Below are 17,273 nucleotides of genomic sequence, written 5' to 3' on the forward strand. Positions count from 1 at the left end.
GCCATTTTAAAAAGTAGAGATCCAAAAAGGAGGATGATCTTATGATAGAAAAAGAAAAAGTAATCCAAATTTATCGAGATGTATTGAATGGAAAAAGAGTACGATTCCCTAATCATTTCTTTGTGGGAGAGCAGGGAAAGAACTATTTAGCCATCCTAACGCGTTACCTTATTGAGGAGTACTTAGGAATTCCTCTAGAGGAAATTCCACGAAACGTCAAAGCTGAAACCCTTTGGGATTACCGATTACGACCGGCTGCTCACGTTCAGGGATGGACGAATTTTATAGAGGTCATTGAAAATGCGTATCCTGGAAAATTTAAACCGTGGGAATTCACCCAAGTTCCCTGGAAGTATTGGCGAGGAGAAGCAGGGAAAAAAAGAGCCATTGAAGCCGTTCGATATGTTATTGAAGAAAAATGTAAGATGACTCATCATGAAATTCCATTACGAATTAACCATCATTTTTTTAAAGAATATAGACTTAGTGGTGTTTTTCATTTTTTTGGAGAGTCGCCTTATCAAGTCATTAATGCTGTGTATCCTGGTCAATTTCAACCGTGGGAACTGGCGAACGTTCCAATGAATTATTGGAAAAATCCTGAGAACGTCAAACAGGCGTTAGATGGCTTTCTTTTTCAAAAGCTCGGTTTTTCTTCTTATGAAGAAGCTCTTGTCAAACTCAAAAGAAATGATTTTTTCCAATATCGAATGAGTGGGGTCCTTCAAATGGCCTTTGATTCCCAACTGGCCAAGGTGCATCAATGGATAAGAGAGCAAACTATAACCGCTTAAAAGCAATAAACTCCTTTGTTTTTACCGTATAGGACAATGAATATAAGATAAAAAAATGGAAAGAGGGATAATTGTTTTTAATTAGATGTATCACAACATCCCCGCCAGCTTTTGATACTCTTTTTGGTTAGCGCAAAAGCAGACGGGGGAGTGTTATATATTAGTTCTCACAAGCCCAATTATCTTTATCACGATCATGCTTTGATTCGTAAGCAGGGTGATCAGAAGCGACGCCAGCTGGATACACTGCTCTTAACTCAGTGCAGTTTTGAAATGATTCTATTTGTAAAATCGGTTCCGTCACTGAATCAGGTGATGGTAGTGCTTCAATGACAGTCACTGGTTCTGGCTGAGGTTCTTCTTGAACTGGAGCAGGCATAGACTCTACCTCTTCATACGACTCAGAATTATAACCATCATCAGTCACGTAATTTTCAACAGACCAGATCCCGATTGCTTTACTCTTTGCATCGGCCTGTATTTTTTCGAATTCGTCAAGGTACTGCGTATTTGGAGGATAAACGGCGACGCGGGCCAAGCCTTTCTCTAATAGCATTTTATTAAACATTTTATCTCCGGCGACATACACATAAGCAAGTAAGCGGCCATAGCGGTCTCGTTCTTCAATGCCAGGTTCAATCTTCACTTCTTTACCTGCTAATTGTTCAGTCGTGAAAGCAGATGCTTCCGGTCCGAATGGCTGCACACCTTTTTGTGGATGCTTTGTTTCCGGCGTATCGACAAGAATCAGTCGAACGGTTTCTTCCTTGCCATCCATAGTAACTTTAATCGTGTCGCCATCCACTACACGAATTACAGTAGCAGCAATTAACCCAACGGGAAGGGAACTAGCTGTTTGTTCCTTATTAACAACTTCTGTAGTTGTCGGAGCAGTGACTTTCTCAGTGGTCTGTTCTTCAGCAGTAGTTTCCTCTTCACTTACTTCCGTTTCTATAACAGAATTATTGCTAACCTCAACGCCCTCATCTACATCGAAAAACGCAGTACATCCGCCAACGAGTAAAGCCAACACAACAAGCAGTCCTAGACAACCAAGACATCCTTTGAACAGATTGCTCATTTCGAAAAATCCCCCTTTTAACAATAAGTCATCCATATCATGAAAATAGTACTATTCAATGGTTAAAATAAATACACACCATAGTGTGCCAATAATGCCTGACTAGTCATTCTATCTATCTTCCTATAAATAAAGAGTGTATTCTACACTTTTCCTTTGGCAAATAATGAAAAAAAGAACTAAGAGTAACCTGAAGTAATGTTGCTCTTAGCTCTATATAGATTCTGATAAGGGAGAGATGCTCGTACTCCACCTCATATAGTTACTACATCAACCCTGAAAAAAACGACCAGAGAAAGGCAACCTATCCTTCAAAACATCCTCCCCAGCTCCTGGTACTCTTTCTATAGAGGCGGGACGGATAAATTACTTAGCATATCCTCTGTGGGAGACAGAGGGTTTTCAGCTATAGGAAGAAGAATAGAGAAGCTAGTTCCTTTGCCTATTTCGCTATTTACTATAATTTCCCCTCGCATCGCTTTAACGATACTATAGACAACCATTGTACCAAGCCCAGTGCCAATATCTTTTGTTGTGAAAAAGGGGCTTCCTAAACGGTCGAGTTGTTCCTCATCCATCCCGATACCTGTATCTGTTACAGTGATAATGGCATTGTCTACAACACGTCGCAACTCAATTAGTAAGTTTCCTCCTAGGGGCATTGATTCAATGCCATTTTTCACGACATTTATAAGACACTGGTGAAGCTTTTGATCTTCACCAGCAATATAGATATCTTCTTCAAGTCGTACTTCAATTTGTACATTATTCATAGCGGCATAAGGATCAATGAAATTTTCGATGTATATTAGTTCCTTATGTAGATCCAATATCTTTATGTTTTCTAATGAAGGTTTTGCAAAGGTAAGATAATCGGTAATTGTAGATTCAGCTTTCTCCAAAGCATCCATTGCTGTATCTATATAATTAAGCTTATCTTGATCAGTAAGATCAGGCTCCCGTAGTAGTTGAAGAAACCCCTTTGTAACAGTCAATGGATTTCTTACTTCATGAGAAATACTTGCTGCTAATTCACTTACTGTTCTTAGCTTTTCAAGTTTTCTTAATTCATTGGCGAGAATAGTTTGTTTTCGTGATTTCTCGATAAGATAGACAAATGATGTAACGCTAAATAATTGAACAATCGAGAAAGCGCTTACAAGTGTAACGAATCTTACGTTTATTAGTTCTGAAAAAAATAAAGAGATCACTAGTATCTTGGCTAGTATTATAGAAAAATAAGCTAACATGGTAAGATACACTTTTTTGTTAATATTAACTGCATTCTGGAATAAAGGTATAATATACCATGAAGCAATAAGTAAAGATGAATTTATTGCCAACGCTAAATAAAAACCAGAACCGCCTAAATAGAAACGATAAGTAATTAAAATGACAAATAAATAAACGGCAACCCGACGACCACCATATAACGCCCCAATGAGAAAGGGAATTTGACGCATTTCCATCAGATGATCAGCTTTCGTAAGAACTGTATACGATACACAAAGAATGATAAATGTTCCGGACATGAGAGTCATGACAAGTTCATTATTTAATCTACTGATTTTACCTTCAATAAACTTAAGATATAGATAGAAAAAAATAAAAACGAAAAAAATGTTTAGTAAAAAGACTTGAATATCATTGATTATGCTGTCCACTATATCGCCTCTGTTCCATCTAAGATAGTTAACGGTTACATACATGATTTGAAATACCATTCAATAGTTAAAATAAAAACACGATATAGCGTGCTAATAATGAATGAATAGTACTTTCTTCTATCTTCCTATAAAAAAAAGGTGAGTTCTACACTTTTTTTTAGACAAATTACGACAAATAGTGAGGGGGATAGAATCCGTTTCTTTTATCCGTAATACACCATGGCACGTTGTATCAGCCAACGTTTAAGCCGTTCTTCAGCAAAATCATATTCAACACCAAATGTTTAATCAGAATAATCGGGGAAGTACTCGGACAAAATGTACGAAAACAGAAAGAAAGGTAATTTAATACGATGCTTTTATTCTTCAAGAAAAACAGAGGGAATCAAGAGCAGCCAAAAGAAAAGGATACATTTATAAAACAGCCTACTTGGAAGTTGAACACACGGCCGCTCGACAGTCGTCCACTTAAAGAAGACGCGGAGTTCCGTTCAAGAGAGTGGGTGAAAAAATGAAATCACCTGCAACGATTTCGCCTGTTCAGCTGTTTTTCGTTCTGTTGCAAACCCAGATAGGCATTGGCCTTTTATCGCTTCCTTACACGGTTCAAGAGGACGCAGGAAAAGATGGATGGATTGCCGTTTTGCTTGCAGGTTTGTTCGTACAAGGAGGCATTGCGCTGATGTGCCTGCTTTCGTCACGTTTTCCAGGACTCACCTTGTATGATTTTGCCCCGCTCCTTGTCGGGAGAATCATCGGTACGGTGTTGACGATGATGTATACGCTTTTCTTTTTTGCCATCACCTGCTACGAGCTGTCTATGTTTCTTGCCATATCATCAAACTGGGCTTTTCCACGAACACCGCATGTCGTCTTTGCCGTGTTGAGTGTCGCGGTGTCGGTTTACCTAGTAAGAGAAAACGTGAGAGTGATGGCACGGTTTCATGCCCTGGCTTCTTTTTTACTCGTGTCAGTTTTATTCGTGTTCCTTCCTCTCATTCCACACTTCGAGATACAATACTTGTTGCCAGTCGCCTCAAACGGAGTGGAGGCCATCATGAAAGGCAGCGGGAAAATAGTGACTACGTTTGTAGGATTCGAACTTTTACTTTATTTGTACCCTTTTACGGAAGGATCAAAAATGGCTAAATGGAAAGCAGCAGCCGGGGCAAGTGCGGTAGCCACCATCGTGTATGCGTTCCTCGCGATTGTCGCCTCTGCTGTATTCAGTCCAAAGGAAATAAAAATCGTTCCGGAGCCGGTTTTATATGTGCTGAAAGAAGTCGAACTGATTGTCATTGAACGGATAGATCTTCTCTTTCTGACGATATGGGCTGTGTTTGTTCTGACGACGATTATGAGTTATTTGTATGTGGCATCGACTGGACTGACACACCTTTTGAAGGCGAAGGAGCACCGGAAATCGCTCTATGTGTTGGCTGTTCTCGTTATTCCAATCGCCATTGCCAATGAAAATCGGGAGGAACTGATGGAGATTGGGGGTAAACTCAATAACGTGTCCACGATCTTTCTCTTTTTCATCCCGATCGTACTGCTAATGGTTGCGTTGATCCGAAAAAAACGGGAGGAATCGGTGTGAAAAAATGGGTTGGATTAGGGCTTTCCTGCCTGCTGCTGACAGGATGCTGGGATGAACGTCAGCTAAAAGATAAAAATATTATCTTCGGGGTAGGAATCGATGCGCCTTCAAAAGGAGAAGTAACGTTGACGTATACCATTCCACAACCGGGCAACGAATCGCAGCCGGCCTTTACAAAACAAGTCGTATCAGCAACGGGACGAACGGTTCGAGAGAGTGCAAATAAAATCGATCATAAAGTAGGTGCCAGTACGGAAATCGGAAAAGTACGTGTTGTACTACTTAGTAAAGAATCCGTTCAGCAGGACATTTATCCGCTGCTTGATTCTTTCTATCGGAATGCTAAAAGCCCACTGAATGCCAAAATAATCATTACGGAAGGGGAGGCAGAATCATTTTTTAGAAATGAATTAAAAGGAGAACCACTATACAGTGTCTATTACACTTCCCTGATTAAAAGTTCTGAAGACCTTACACTGGTGCCGAAGACGAATATACAGCTATTCGCTTCGCCGCTTTTGGATGAAGGCGAAGATGCGATGGCTCCACTCATCAAGTTTAACAAAGAAGAGAAGGTCGCGGAAGTAACGGGGACGGCTCTTTTTCACAATAAACATATGGTCGAAAAATTGTCTGTAGCTGAAACGACCGTTTTACTTTTAATGAAAGACGAAAAGGGGAAAGAGGCTTTTCTGACATTTCCAGTGGAAAAAGAGGAGAGTATTACGATTGGGGTTGAAAAAATGAAACGGAAAATGAACGTCCACGTGCCAAAGGACGGACCAGTAACGGTTGATTTATCGTATCAATTGAGCTACCGTGTGACAGATTATCCGCCAGATCATTTAGAAGATAAAAAAATGGTGAAAAAAGTGAACAAAAAACTGTCAGACCAAATCGAACAGTCGATGGAAAAAACGATGGACAAAATAAAAGAAGCCAATTCGGATGTATTGGGCATCGGGCGCAAGGTGAACGCAAAAGATCCGGACCGGTTTAAACAATTAAAATGGGGAACCGCCTATCCAGAAGTGAACGTCAAGATTCATGTGAAAGCAGAGCTCATCGAAAGCGGCATTACGTTCTAACGTCTTACAAGTCATGAAACTTAGAAAAAGACAAACATTATGAGAACGAACGTAACATTGTATTCCCTTTTGTTATGCTTAGCATGATGGCAATGTCGCTGTAACCCCAGGTAAGGGCAAGACACATGATTTTCATTTGAATAGCTACTTATGTTGCTTTATGTTATCCAAAACTCGTCCTTTTCTGAACTCGATCATTTTGATTCAGATAGGGCGAGTTTTTATTGTCTCTTTATCCTTAATACACCATAGCCCGTTGTATTAGCCAACGTTCTAGCCTTTCTTCAGCAAATTCATATTCAACACCGAATGTTTGAACAATTATTTCTATAGCTGTTTGTTTATAATCTGTTTGTAAATAGGTGTTTTGAGGGAGTTTTGAAACTGTAGATTAAGGCTCTGTTAACGAATAGTATTAATTTCCCTATTGAACTAACGGGCAGGTTAGCTTAATAAGAAAATAATAACTGTCGAAATCTACGTCTAAAGTTGTATGGAAAATTCAGCCTTAAAATGTATTGAAGATTTCCATTAAATTGTTATATTTAAACCATAAAGGATTTTAGTATACCCAATTGAAGTATTAAAAGATACTGGGTTTGGCAGAGGAAAGAGTGAGTATTAATAAATATCTTTTTATATGTTTAACGTTAATTTTGTCATTCTTGCTAGTGCTTGTTTTGGAAAGGAAAAAGTTATAGAAAAGGAGGAAAAACTTTGTTTTTAAAAATTGTAAAGAATGATTGCTACAGGAAAAAAATCATAACTGTGACAGTGTTTGTATTTATAACTCTGGCAGTTCTTTTGGGAGCTAGTGCAACAAATATTATTGCCAATCTGATTCAGTCGATGTCGGAACTGCAGGAACGTGCAGTCCCAGCTGACATTACGCAAATGCATTCCGGAAAATATGACCCGGCAGAAATACATAAATTCACAGAAGAACAGCGTGAGAATATAGCGATGCAGGAGACGATGGTTCTTCTGAATTTTGATGGAAGTAATATTCATTTTGGCCAAAATCAAACGATGGCTGGAACTATACAGGATATTTCATTTGTTGTACAGAATAAGAAATTTGATTTTATATTGGATCTGAATAATGAAAAGCTGGAAGTAAAGGAAGGTGAAGTGGCGGTTCCCATCTATTTCATGGAACAATATGATTTAAAAATAGGTGATACGATTACGGTGAAAAGTGGAGGGTATCAGAAAGAGTTTGTCATTTCAGATTATGCAAGAGATTATGAGATGAACTCTTCCTTTACTTCTTCGAAACGGTTTGTTATTAATCAGGCGGACTATGATGAAATGCTTATAAAGCAGACAGGGGAACTGGAATATCTTATCGAATTCAAACTGAATGAAAACGGGGATTCTCAAGCTGTTCAGACTGCATATATCGAAGCAGGTCTTCCAGCAAACGGTCCTACAATCGGAGGAAAGATATTTCTGCTGTTTAATGCCATGTCAGATGCGGCAGTTGCAATGTTCATTATACTTATCAGTATTCTGCTAATTATTATAGCTTCGCTTTGTATCAGACTTACGTTTCTGGCAACAATTGATGAAGATTTAAGAGAAATCGGTGTTATGAAAGCAATTGGAATATCCAAAAAGGATATAAAGAAGGTATATCTTAACAAATACAGAGTCTTGTCAGTAGTAGCCGGTATAATAGGATATCTGCTTTCTTTTGTAGTGGTAAATCTGTTTAACGGTAATATGAGACTTTATATATCTTCGGATTTATCAGGAAACTTAAAATATGTACTATCTCTTATAGCTCCATTATTTGTATATTTCATGATTGTGATGTACTGCAAGAAAGTACTGAAAAGTATCGATAAGATTTCTGCGGTGGAAGCATTGCGTTCAGATATCATGGAGCGTGGAAAGAACCGAAAAAACAGTTTTCCACTGCTTAAGAACAAATTCTTCAGCACCAATATTTACATGGGACTAAGGGATGTATGGAAACGTTTCAAATTATACAGGTTACTGTTTTTTATTTTTGTCGTATGTACGTTTATTGTAATAATTCCCTTAAATATTTATAACACCATGAATTCACCAGAATTTTCCACATACATGGGAATAGGAAAATCCGACATGAGAATCGATCTTCGAAGGACAGATACGATTACAGAAGATTTCAAAAAGCTGCAGGAAGAATTGCAGAATGATTCGGATATTGAAAAGTATGCCGCATACATCACAAGTTCCTACCAGGTCAAAAATGCGGAAGGTTCCTGGGACTATATTAATATTGAAATCGGAGATTTTTCCGTATTTCCATTAAATTATCTGGAAGGGAGAGCACCGAAGGGTGAAGGGGAAATCTCACTTTCCTTTGCAAACGCGTCAAAAGACGGATTAAACAAGAAAGTGGGAGATGAAGTAGTAGTAAATGTTGCAGGGACAGAAAGGACTGTGAAAGTAGTTGGTATTTATCAAGATATTACAAATGGCGGGAAAACAGCAAAGGCGGATACCAGTCTTGGTTTAAATGAAGATGCCGTTCTTTGGTATATTGTGAGCATGGATGTGGCTCAAGGCGTGAATATTCGTGAGAAAATGGACTACTATCAGAATACCTATGATTCTGCACAGGTAAATGATATCAAAGAATATACACAACAGACTCTTGGAAATATCATTGATCAGATGATCACAATTGTTATAGGCGGGATCACAATTGCAGTAATAATTGTTGTATTGATAACTGCATTATTCCTTAAGATGTTATTGTCAAAGGATATGTCCCAGATTGCAATCATGCGAAGTGTGGGTTTAACTTCCAAAAATATTAAGCGTCAATATATGGCAGGAACCTTAATGGTACTGATATTGGGAATCATACTTGGAGTGCTGGCTTCAGATTATTTAGGGGAGTTTCTTGTAAGTATGGCAATGTCCTCTATGGGAGCTGCAAGAATTCAATTTGTTCATATTGCATGGCAGACTTGGCTGCTTTGTCCGTTAGTGCTGATTGTAGTAGTTGGATTTACTATATCTGTGTGCTGTAAGGTAACAGTAGAAGATGATTTATCTGTAGCTTTAAGAAGTTAGAACTTCTGAAAAAGGTCCGGGCAGGAGGCGTATCTGCGAAGGTGGAAGAAGTCCCCTGCGTGAAGGCACCGATGTAGATAAGAATGCAGATTCCTGAAAAATAAGACATTCCGGAATATAGACTTTGATTTAAATAGTTGACATTGGAGGAATATATTTGAGCAATATATTAGAAGCAAGAAGTATGAACAAAAAAGTAGGATTAGGGAAAGATCATGAGCTTCATATCTTAAAGGATGTAAACTTGGAGATAGAAAAAGGTGAATTCGTATCGGTCATGGGGCCATCCGGAAGCGGGAAGTCAACGCTGCTATATAATGTAAGCGGTATGGACAGAATTACTTCAGGTAGTGTGAAATTTAAAGGCCGTGAAATCGGTAGACTCAAAGAAGAAGAACTGGCGAAGATTCGACTGAATAACATGGGATTTATCTTTCAGGATATTAATCTTTTAAAGAATCTGTCATTGATTGACAATGTTATGTTTCCTGCTCTTGTATCAAAAGATGCCGATAAAAATGCGGTACATCAAAAAGCAAAAAAACTGTTGGAAATAACAGGAATTGAAAAGCTTGCAGATCATAATATCACCCAGGCATCTGGTGGACAGCTGCAGAGAGTCGGCATCTGCAGAGCATTGATAAATGATCCGGATATCATATTTGGAGACGAACCGACCGGAGCATTAGATTCCAAATCGACAGAAGAGATTATGTCACTTCTTACAGAGATTAATAAAAAAGGGACAACCGTAATGCTCGTTACGCATGATGTAAAGGTGGCAGCAAAAACCGAAAGAGTATTGTATATGGTAGATGGAAATATTGTGGCACAGAAGAAAATGCGTAAATACGATGCGCAGCATGACGATATTAAGGAAAGAGAAGAAAGCATTATGAAATGGTTAGTGGAAAATGGATTCTAATTTTTCATTTTTTATCAATATCCCAGGCTTTTTTCAAGATGAAGGGCGTCTTTTTTATTCCACAAGATAGTTTGTGAAATATTGTACTTAAACTATCGGGGGCGTTAGTTCAAGAAAACAGACAACAAAGGCCGATTTTCTCGGTCTTTTTTCTTTGGTTAAAAGTCAGCATTGGATTTTAACAGAGCCTACAAAAAGAAGAAACGGAGAGTATTAAAGAGAGGACTAGAGCAATAAAAGAGCAGATACTCAAGCGTAACCAATAGGGAAAAGCCGTATCAGTCAATATACAGTTATATAGGTATAGCTTTTTATTTTTTTCTGCATACGATGGCAATTTGGACAAAGTGACTGTGCGTTTACAACAGTATCATCTCCACCTTTAGACAATGGAATAACATGATGAACTTCTAAATAAGGAGTTCCATTCGACGCATGAAGAAATGGTGCTTCATGGCCACATGAAGAGATTATTTTGAAGCCGCCGAGCGTCATCAGTTCGAAATGGCGCATCCTACCGCAATACGTGACCTTTGAAGAAGCGATGATAGCATACAGAGAGGGAAAAATTATTGTCTCTTATTTGGAAGAAGATGAAGGTGATCGTTACGCCGATTACTCTATAAATCGTAAGAATCATGAAGAATAAAATATTGAAATTAAAGAGATACTGAGTGCTAAATGGGAAATCATTCAATAACCAAATAGGGGGCGTTTATCATTTTTAACATGGGCGAATGGGTGGAAAGTCTGTTAGATAAGAAAATGGGATTCGTTGAAGGTGAAAACCAATTTGGGGCAACAGTGAACTGGATTGTGAACGGGAAACTCATTAAGGGCAACGCCACGCAGCACACGTTGATTAAGCTAGGCGACAAGCTAAAGAGCGAGGATCTGAACGAACTGATTGAACTATCGCTACTAACAAAAGACGAAGAATGGTTTGTGGCTTTAATGGATCGGCTGAAGCAGCAGAAAGAAGGAGAGATGGCGGAATGATTGGACAAACCTTCATAATGCGTATAGAAAAGCCAATGAGCTACCACGAACGATTATTCCGCGCAGAAGGATATACAACGGGTGACATCGGCGCACTGGTGACGCAGATGATTGATAAGGGATTCATTGAAGCAGACGATCCACATGCAAGAGAAATAGCGTGTGTCGCGGAAATGGCGAAAGTAAGGGCGCGGCAGTACAGGATAGTAGAGGGTGAAGCGGAATGAAAAGTAGTGATTACTTCTAGCGAAAAAGAAAATTGGTATGTAGATAAAGTCGGAAATGTATTTGATGTATTGCCATCAAAGGCTGTGAGCGAATATTACTATGTTACAAGTGGAGCCTATGAAGCAAAGACGATTCGGTTCGAGCATTATATAGTCACCGAAGAAAGCAACAATCAAAATGAGCAAAATTCAAACTTTGATCCAGTAGACAAACCAGAGCATTACCACTGCACAGGCATTGATCCCAACACAGTCATGAAACGCACCTTCACGAAAGAAGAGTACGCCGGTTTTTGTAAAGGCAACATCTTAAAATACGCAATAAGGCATTGGTTAAAGGGCGGCGTAGAGGATTTAAAGAAGCTACGTTACTATATGAACGAACTAATAGCTTGGAAGAGTGAATGACATAGATCGCGAACGTTACGAAGCACAGCCATGCATAGTCACGGTGAGTGGAGGAGGAAACGCTGAAATCGTTCTTTAACTAATAAAGAAGCCGTAAAACGACTTCTCAATAAAATTAATATAATAGAAACTGTCCAGGCATCATTTGTGGAGCATAGTTATATCCTCTAGGTATCATTGTGCTTTTGATAATAATGCATGTGCTTTTGAGGATCCACGTATTCGTATTTTTTTGCCAGCAGTCCATATAAGTTTGCTTTTGCTAAAAGATCTTTTAACGTTTGATCCAATTGCATTAAAAATCCCCCTTGTTAAAGTTAATTCAATGAAGTATATGTCGCAAAGCTCATATGGTGCTGGGAAGTGTCAAAAGATCCATGTGATAAAGAATATTATGTCATTGCACGAGGATCTGGTAGCCATGTAGATTATTATTCTAATCCGGAACTAGAAGGATTACTCGGCAGTCTGCCTGTGCATTGGTTTGAGAGTTTCAGATATGTTGAAAGTTTACAAGCTATCGAATCGGGAGAAATCGCAACGGAACAGATGCCAGAGGTAGCAATATTCGATGAAGAAGAATCGTCACAGTTTATCGAACAGCTCAGTTTATTTTAAAAAAGGGGTGGCGTGATGAACATTGGAGACTGGGTATTCTGCAAAGTCGGAGAGGAAACAGCCCTTGGCTACATTACCGGGCTTCCTCACTCAAATGGGCAAGTTTATGTGACGAGAGTAGCCAAACGCGTGAATGATACACTGATTTGGGTGAAGCCAGAGTCCAGAATTTATGACCAAAACAAGACAGCAGTAATAGATAATACGCTGGCAAAAGAAGACTATCAAGACCTAATAGATTTAGCGATCAAGACAGGGGATCGGCAGTGGTTCTTTGAGTTAAGAGAAAGGATGCTACAGGATGTGTAGGTAAATGTAGAAGTGGAGTTTTAAACCAAAAAAAGCCAGGTTAGTACCTGACTGTACAAGGATTAGATTTTGCAGGGGAGTATGACATGGAAATATCATACAAAAAGAATATACCCGTTATTCAAAAGTTTACACAAAAAAAGCCAGATTGCCCCGGCTTTAAAACATGGAAATTACCATAGCAAAATGTACCGATTGAAAGCAATATAACCATTAATGAGAAAATAATGCAAAAAAAGCCCCCAGCTCTTGAAACATTACTCGCCATTCTATTTTAACAGACTGGGGGCGTCCTGTGGTATGAAGATTAACCATGAAAAAATGACAGCTGAAATTAACTTGATGGAGAATGCAACTTATTATGTAGAGGATGGAGTACCTAAGAAAGTGGATGATTTGCCGACGGGTTTTGGCTGCCAGACTATTGTCTGGCAGCACGGGAAGCCTGTCGGATTCGACATACATTATACGAAAAGAAACAGATGATTGATCAACAGTAGATACAAAAGTAGGGAGTTCTTTTAATGACTAAAATCCTACTCAATAGTAGGACTTTAACGAACGATTTTTGGTTCTATTTTCATTAATCCACCAATCGATATGGTCCAAGTCAAAAACAATAAGGCTGTTATTAGGGTTTTTGTGAGGGATTTCCCTTTTTAAAATAAGATCATAAATTTCTTCTTCGGTTAGCGGATAGTCGACCGAATCAAGATAAGAAATTAATTGCTTGATTCTGTGTACATTTCTCAAATAATCACCTCTATCAAAATTCTAGATGGAATGGAGAAAACTTCGTGTAAAGGATAAACAAGAGGAGCGTAGTGTTCTATACCCGTTTATCAAATGAATATTCTCGATCAACAGTACGTCGATTCCGGCATGAAAATAGCCGAGGGAGTAAAACCTCGGCTAAAAGGAGTAAAACTGTCGTGTACAAGCAGGAACTCTCATGCAAAAATAGTTTAACCATCCAAGAGAAAATTATACAAAAAATGATATTTATTCTCGATAGTTTTTAAAGTCTGCTTTGCAATTGAAATTGAAGAATTAATTTGTCCAGTTCTTCGCTATATTTAAGGGTTTCGATATCTGTAAATCCCTTTTTTAAACCAGAGGCTATCATTAACTCGCGAATATCGTTAATTTGGGTGGATAAGTCATCTAAATTTAATTGAGTAGATAACATTTCAGTTTCACGTAACAATCTTGGTTTACTTAATAAAGTCACTAAAGAAAAAATGAAACTAATGAATAAAACTATTGATATTATCCATGCAACAATATCGATTAGCGGCATACTGTGATGGTCTCCTTCGTTGAGTAAATTTGAATTAGTTACTAGTCATATCCAATTGGGGGGGAATTAAACAAAAAAGATACTGTGGAAACAGAAATCAAGCACAAAATCTTATATAAGAGGTGTAAGGGAGAGTGATCAACAGTAGACATATAAGGAGGATGAAATCAGTGGATGAAGTGCAAAAATTCAATTCGGAAAATAGTCATCCACTAGGGTATGTCATGACGGCAGAAGAAATCTCGATGAAAATCAAAGTGGAAGTCGAGTTTTAAACAAAAAATAGCCAGGCCGGAGCCTGGCTGTAAAAGAGTTGAATGTTGACGAATAAGGTTTAAGTTGAGTATGACGAGAATCCCTCGTACGAAAACAATATATTCAATTTAGAAAAGATTATACAAAAAAAGCCAAGGAAAAGTCCCCAGCTCTTGAAATAGTTCTCTCAATTCTATTTTAACAGACTGGGGAGCGTCCTGTGGTATGAAGATTAACCATGAAAAAATGACAGCCGAAATAGATTTGATGAGTAACAAAACAATGTACGTGGTGAAGGACGGTCAGTTAATTCCGCATGAGCTGCCGGATTACGAAGAAACAGTTGTTATTACGATGGGCGGCAAGGTGGACCGTTTGGAGACTACACAGAAACGGAAGGTGTAACATGGAAATCTTTTTCGAGCATCCGTGGTGGATGACGTTGTGGATTGTACTCATATTTGGTTGTTTAAGCGAAATCAAAATAGGCAGTCGAAAAGACGATTGATCAACAGTAGAGTAAAAAAATCAAGCTGGGTTGAGCGCTAAATGGTATTAGTTCAGAATTAAAACATAAATTTAGTGTGAAATACAGACAGGTGAGTAAGTGCTAAATAAAATACAATAAAAGGAAAGAGGTGGAGTGCAATGCTGAGAAAGGTATATTGGTCTAAACTCAACGATTCATGCGATAAAATAACAATAAAAGCTGGTTTTAGGAAGGAAAGTAACGAGCTTTATGAACCTTATGAACTCTCAATTGAAACATGGGAAAAAGAACCGGCTGGTTGGGTGTATAAAGGGGAGCAATCAAAACAAAGGCAACAACAATTAGAGGAGCATCCATCTATACAATTGCTGTTAAAATTATAATAATTACTCAACAGTTCGAGAACAAAATATAACAACTAAATAGCCAACGTCCCAACGGAAAACCGATGGACATCAAACTTTAGAGCTTGGTGTCCTTTTTTATTGAGAATAGGAGCGATCAAGATGAAATCAAGTTTGAAAGAACAGCTAAAACAATGTATGTGGTGAAGGACGGTCAGTTAATTCCGCATGAGCTGCTGGATTGTTGTTATTACGATGGCGGCAAGGTGGACCGTCTGGAGACTACACAGAAACGGAAAATTTAATCAACAGTCGACACAAACCGTACAACAAGGGTGGAACAGTTAAATCACCACACGTGGAAACTAATATCTTTTGGCATAATTGTTTGAATAAATTCAATTTGGTTTTTATCTGAATCTTTTCCAATAAATTCGGAGCCATACATAATGTTCAGAAGAAAAAAATCGAAATTTTCGTTCCAACAATGAATTTCAATTGAGTCACAATAATTTAGAAAGTAATTCATTAAAGGAATTCAATAGGAATAATTCTCTGGTATATGATGGCCTTCATCTACATTAGCAAACTGGGTTATTTCAAAATGAACATTATATTTAAGCATTCAAGGCCTTGCCTCCAATTATAGAGTTTAGTTCTAATATTATAACAATTAAAAAGAGGTAAACGGTAGCTATTTAATACACAGTTAGTTCAAAAAGCAACTATTCCAGGGGAAGAATAGTTTCTCGAATTAGCCTAACGGAAAAACCGAGGGCGCTGAATGAACGCACAAGATGCGTTTGTTTGGTGCTCTTTTTTCACGAAAAAAGGAGAAAATAATGGTTAAACTACAAGATATTGTGATCAATCCTTCCACAATGATGTTGGAATTGGATATAATGGAAATACCGAAAGCTTGTGTGGTGGTGATCTGTGATGGAAAAGCAAAATTGAGAGAATTGCCGCCACACGGTGAATACAAGATCGTGACACATCAAGGGAAAGTGAAACGGATGAAGAAAGAAGAGGGGGAGGAGTTTTGAGTAATCTAAAAAAATTATAAGGAGAGTGGTTCAGTGAACAAAATTGTATACTTGTCAGTAAATGCATTAGTAACGACTTTTACTATTCAAACAGTAGTGGAAATGGTCATAGAAGAGACAAGTATGTCCAAAATTTTGTTTTTCATCATTATGATGTACGTAGTATTTAACACTTTGCTCTTTTTAGGAATTTATATAATGGATTATCTAGTTAGCAAGCTGGACTCCTTTTTAGAAAGAAAGAAAAAAAAGAAGTATTCATTATTTAACTGGTTAAGTGACCCGTATTTAACACTCGACTTTAGAAATGAATTATTGAGAGAAATGGACTTTGATTCAAAGAATTTTCACGAAAATTATCAAAAGATAAAAGAAAAAATAAAAGAAAATAAAAGCCTCAATGATTTAAAAGCATTAAAAATGTATATGGAAATGAAGACAGAAAGTCCACGCTATAATTCAATATTAAGCTCAACACAGACAATTTTGATCGCAGTATTAACAACCGCACTTATAACAATGTATAACATTGATAGTACAAATGTTTTTGAAAGGAATAAAAGCCTAATTTTTTTCGGGGGATTCTGGGCTTTCCTTTTATTAACTATTGATTATATAAGTAAAGAAATAGATAGAAATAAACTATTACTTAAATTAATTTCCGAATGTGTTGAGGAAGAAGAAAAAAGAAAAAAAAGCAAGACATAATATATTAGTTCTGCCAGCCCACTGGAGGACACTGAATGACGCATTACGCGTTGTTTGGTGTCCTTTTTTGTTTTTTAACGGACTGTGTCGTTGTAACCGATCTACAATCTCATACCTATTTTTGCAACCAAAGGAGTGAACGTGATGAATCCAAGTTTGAAAGAGCAGCTGGAGCAATGGAAGAAAGACCGTCAGAAAGTGAAACAAGAACGGAAGAAAGAAAAGCCTCCACAGAAGAAGCAGGAGAAGCTGTCTGAACGAGGATGGAAAGAAATTATGGACATGGGTCGGGCACGGTACGGACGAGCAAAAGGCGGGGCATTCAGACAAAAATAAGGAGGT

At 38.0% G+C, this 17,273-nt stretch carries 23 protein-coding genes; 18 read left to right on the forward strand and 5 right to left on the reverse strand.

Annotated elements, in window-relative coordinates; all coding sequences use genetic code 11:
- The first annotated feature begins 41 nt into the window (after positions 1 to 41).
- On the forward strand, positions 42 to 794 hold the full coding sequence (locus A3M5_RS0106315; protein WP_018392920.1) for a DUF4046 domain-containing protein: 753 nt from the start codon (positions 42 to 44) through the stop codon (positions 792 to 794).
- 160 nt (positions 795 to 954) lie between these two features.
- Here A3M5_RS0106315 and A3M5_RS0106320 read toward each other — a convergent pair whose 3' ends face one another.
- Together A3M5_RS0106320 and A3M5_RS0106325 are read right to left on the reverse strand one after the other, a co-directional pair.
- Positions 955 to 1,875, reverse strand: a complete 921-nt coding sequence (locus tag A3M5_RS0106320; protein WP_018392921.1) for a thermonuclease family protein — start codon at positions 1,873 to 1,875, stop codon at positions 955 to 957.
- Positions 1,876 to 2,219: 344 nt separating this feature from the next.
- A complete protein-coding gene (locus A3M5_RS0106325; RefSeq protein ID WP_018392922.1) occupies positions 2,220 to 3,539 on the reverse strand; it encodes an ATP-binding protein in 1,320 nt (439 codons plus the stop codon).
- Positions 3,540 to 3,895: 356 nt separating this feature from the next.
- Between A3M5_RS0106325 and A3M5_RS25235 the strand changes: the two genes are divergently transcribed.
- The 5 genes from A3M5_RS25235 (at position 3,896) to A3M5_RS0106350 (ending at position 10,227) form a co-directional block, all read left to right on the forward strand.
- Positions 3,896 to 4,057 carry a hypothetical protein gene (locus A3M5_RS25235; RefSeq protein ID WP_018392923.1) on the forward strand — a complete coding sequence of 54 codons (162 nt, stop codon included), beginning with the start codon at positions 3,896 to 3,898 and terminating at the stop codon, positions 4,055 to 4,057.
- A complete protein-coding gene (locus A3M5_RS0106335; RefSeq protein WP_018392924.1) occupies positions 4,054 to 5,142 on the forward strand; it encodes a GerAB/ArcD/ProY family transporter in 1,089 nt (362 codons plus the stop codon). Before A3M5_RS25235 ends, A3M5_RS0106335 begins: the two co-directional genes overlap by 4 nt.
- Entirely contained in the window at positions 5,139 to 6,230 is a 1,092-nt protein-coding gene (locus A3M5_RS0106340) for a Ger(x)C family spore germination protein (RefSeq protein WP_018392925.1), read from the forward strand. Before A3M5_RS0106335 ends, A3M5_RS0106340 begins: the two co-directional genes overlap by 4 nt.
- Positions 6,231 to 6,947: 717 nt before the next feature.
- Positions 6,948 to 9,302 carry an ABC transporter permease gene (locus tag A3M5_RS0106345; RefSeq protein ID WP_018392926.1) on the forward strand — a complete coding sequence of 785 codons (2,355 nt, stop codon included), beginning with the start codon at positions 6,948 to 6,950 and terminating at the stop codon, positions 9,300 to 9,302.
- A 157-nt stretch (positions 9,303 to 9,459) separates the two neighbouring features.
- Positions 9,460 to 10,227, forward strand: a complete 768-nt coding sequence (locus tag A3M5_RS0106350; protein WP_018392927.1) for an ABC transporter ATP-binding protein — start codon at positions 9,460 to 9,462, stop codon at positions 10,225 to 10,227.
- A 282-nt stretch (positions 10,228 to 10,509) separates the two neighbouring features.
- Here A3M5_RS0106350 and A3M5_RS24470 read toward each other — a convergent pair whose 3' ends face one another.
- Positions 10,510 to 10,740: an HNH endonuclease signature motif containing protein gene (locus tag A3M5_RS24470; RefSeq protein ID WP_082193863.1), complete on the reverse strand. Its 231-nt coding sequence runs from the start codon at positions 10,738 to 10,740 to the stop codon at positions 10,510 to 10,512.
- Between A3M5_RS24470 and A3M5_RS25730 the strand changes: the two genes are divergently transcribed.
- The 4 genes from A3M5_RS25730 (at position 10,703) to A3M5_RS24475 (ending at position 11,861) form a co-directional block, all read left to right on the forward strand.
- Positions 10,703 to 10,876: a hypothetical protein gene (locus A3M5_RS25730; protein ID WP_018392928.1), complete on the forward strand. Its 174-nt coding sequence runs from the start codon at positions 10,703 to 10,705 to the stop codon at positions 10,874 to 10,876. The genes A3M5_RS24470 and A3M5_RS25730 overlap by 38 nt on opposite strands.
- A gap of 92 nt (positions 10,877 to 10,968) precedes the next feature.
- A complete protein-coding gene (locus A3M5_RS0106360; protein ID WP_152333358.1) occupies positions 10,969 to 11,226 on the forward strand; it encodes a hypothetical protein in 258 nt (85 codons plus the stop codon).
- Positions 11,223 to 11,453, forward strand: a complete 231-nt coding sequence (locus tag A3M5_RS0106365; protein WP_018392930.1) for a hypothetical protein — start codon at positions 11,223 to 11,225, stop codon at positions 11,451 to 11,453. The genes A3M5_RS0106360 and A3M5_RS0106365 overlap by 4 nt, the downstream gene beginning before the upstream one ends.
- 6 nt (positions 11,454 to 11,459) lie before the next feature.
- Positions 11,460 to 11,861: a DUF3310 domain-containing protein gene (locus tag A3M5_RS24475; RefSeq protein ID WP_018392931.1), complete on the forward strand. Its 402-nt coding sequence runs from the start codon at positions 11,460 to 11,462 to the stop codon at positions 11,859 to 11,861.
- Positions 11,862 to 12,028: 167 nt separating this feature from the next.
- Here the strand turns inward: A3M5_RS24475 and A3M5_RS26410 are convergent, their stop codons facing one another.
- A complete protein-coding gene (locus A3M5_RS26410; RefSeq protein WP_018392932.1) occupies positions 12,029 to 12,157 on the reverse strand; it encodes a hypothetical protein in 129 nt (42 codons plus the stop codon).
- A 67-nt stretch (positions 12,158 to 12,224) separates the two neighbouring features.
- On the opposite strand from A3M5_RS26410, the gene A3M5_RS0106380 reads away from it, so the two are divergent.
- The 3 genes from A3M5_RS0106380 (at position 12,225) to A3M5_RS0106395 (ending at position 13,274) form a co-directional block, all read left to right on the forward strand.
- Complete coding sequence (locus A3M5_RS0106380) at positions 12,225 to 12,479, forward strand: hypothetical protein (RefSeq protein ID WP_018392933.1); 255 nt, start codon at positions 12,225 to 12,227, stop codon at positions 12,477 to 12,479.
- Positions 12,480 to 12,494: 15 nt separating this feature from the next.
- Entirely contained in the window at positions 12,495 to 12,788 is a 294-nt protein-coding gene (locus A3M5_RS0106385) for a hypothetical protein (protein WP_018392934.1), read from the forward strand.
- A 300-nt stretch (positions 12,789 to 13,088) separates the two neighbouring features.
- On the forward strand, positions 13,089 to 13,274 hold the full coding sequence (locus A3M5_RS0106395; RefSeq protein ID WP_018392936.1) for a hypothetical protein: 186 nt from the start codon (positions 13,089 to 13,091) through the stop codon (positions 13,272 to 13,274).
- Positions 13,275 to 13,806: 532 nt separating this feature from the next.
- On the opposite strand, the gene A3M5_RS26790 is transcribed toward A3M5_RS0106395, so the two are convergent.
- On the reverse strand, positions 13,807 to 13,977 hold the full coding sequence (locus tag A3M5_RS26790; RefSeq protein ID WP_018392610.1) for an aspartyl-phosphate phosphatase Spo0E family protein: 171 nt from the start codon (positions 13,975 to 13,977) through the stop codon (positions 13,807 to 13,809).
- Positions 13,978 to 14,568: 591 nt separating this feature from the next.
- On the opposite strand from A3M5_RS26790, the gene A3M5_RS22405 reads away from it, so the two are divergent.
- The 5 genes from A3M5_RS22405 to A3M5_RS22410 all read left to right on the forward strand — a co-directional run bounded on the left by A3M5_RS22405 (position 14,569) and on the right by A3M5_RS22410 (position 17,267).
- Complete coding sequence (locus A3M5_RS22405; RefSeq protein ID WP_018392940.1) at positions 14,569 to 14,748, forward strand: DUF3954 domain-containing protein; 180 nt, start codon at positions 14,569 to 14,571, stop codon at positions 14,746 to 14,748.
- Between the two features lie 243 nt (positions 14,749 to 14,991).
- Positions 14,992 to 15,216: a hypothetical protein gene (locus A3M5_RS0106420; RefSeq protein WP_018392941.1), complete on the forward strand. Its 225-nt coding sequence runs from the start codon at positions 14,992 to 14,994 to the stop codon at positions 15,214 to 15,216.
- An 803-nt stretch (positions 15,217 to 16,019) separates the two neighbouring features.
- The gene (locus A3M5_RS0106430) at positions 16,020 to 16,223 is read left to right on the forward strand and encodes an XtrA/YqaO family protein (RefSeq protein ID WP_018392943.1); all 204 of its coding nucleotides are present in this window, start codon (positions 16,020 to 16,022) and stop codon (positions 16,221 to 16,223) included.
- Positions 16,224 to 16,256: 33 nt separating this feature from the next.
- A complete protein-coding gene (locus A3M5_RS0106435) occupies positions 16,257 to 16,931 on the forward strand; it encodes a hypothetical protein (RefSeq protein ID WP_018392944.1) in 675 nt (224 codons plus the stop codon).
- A gap of 144 nt (positions 16,932 to 17,075) precedes the next feature.
- A complete protein-coding gene (locus tag A3M5_RS22410) occupies positions 17,076 to 17,267 on the forward strand; it encodes a hypothetical protein (RefSeq protein ID WP_018392945.1) in 192 nt (63 codons plus the stop codon).
- Positions 17,268 to 17,273 lie beyond the last annotated feature (6 nt).

The organism is Bacillus sp. 37MA, from assembly GCF_000372765.1.
In the GTDB taxonomy this organism is placed as follows: Bacteria; Bacillota; Bacilli; order Bacillales; family Domibacillaceae; genus Domibacillus; species Domibacillus aminovorans.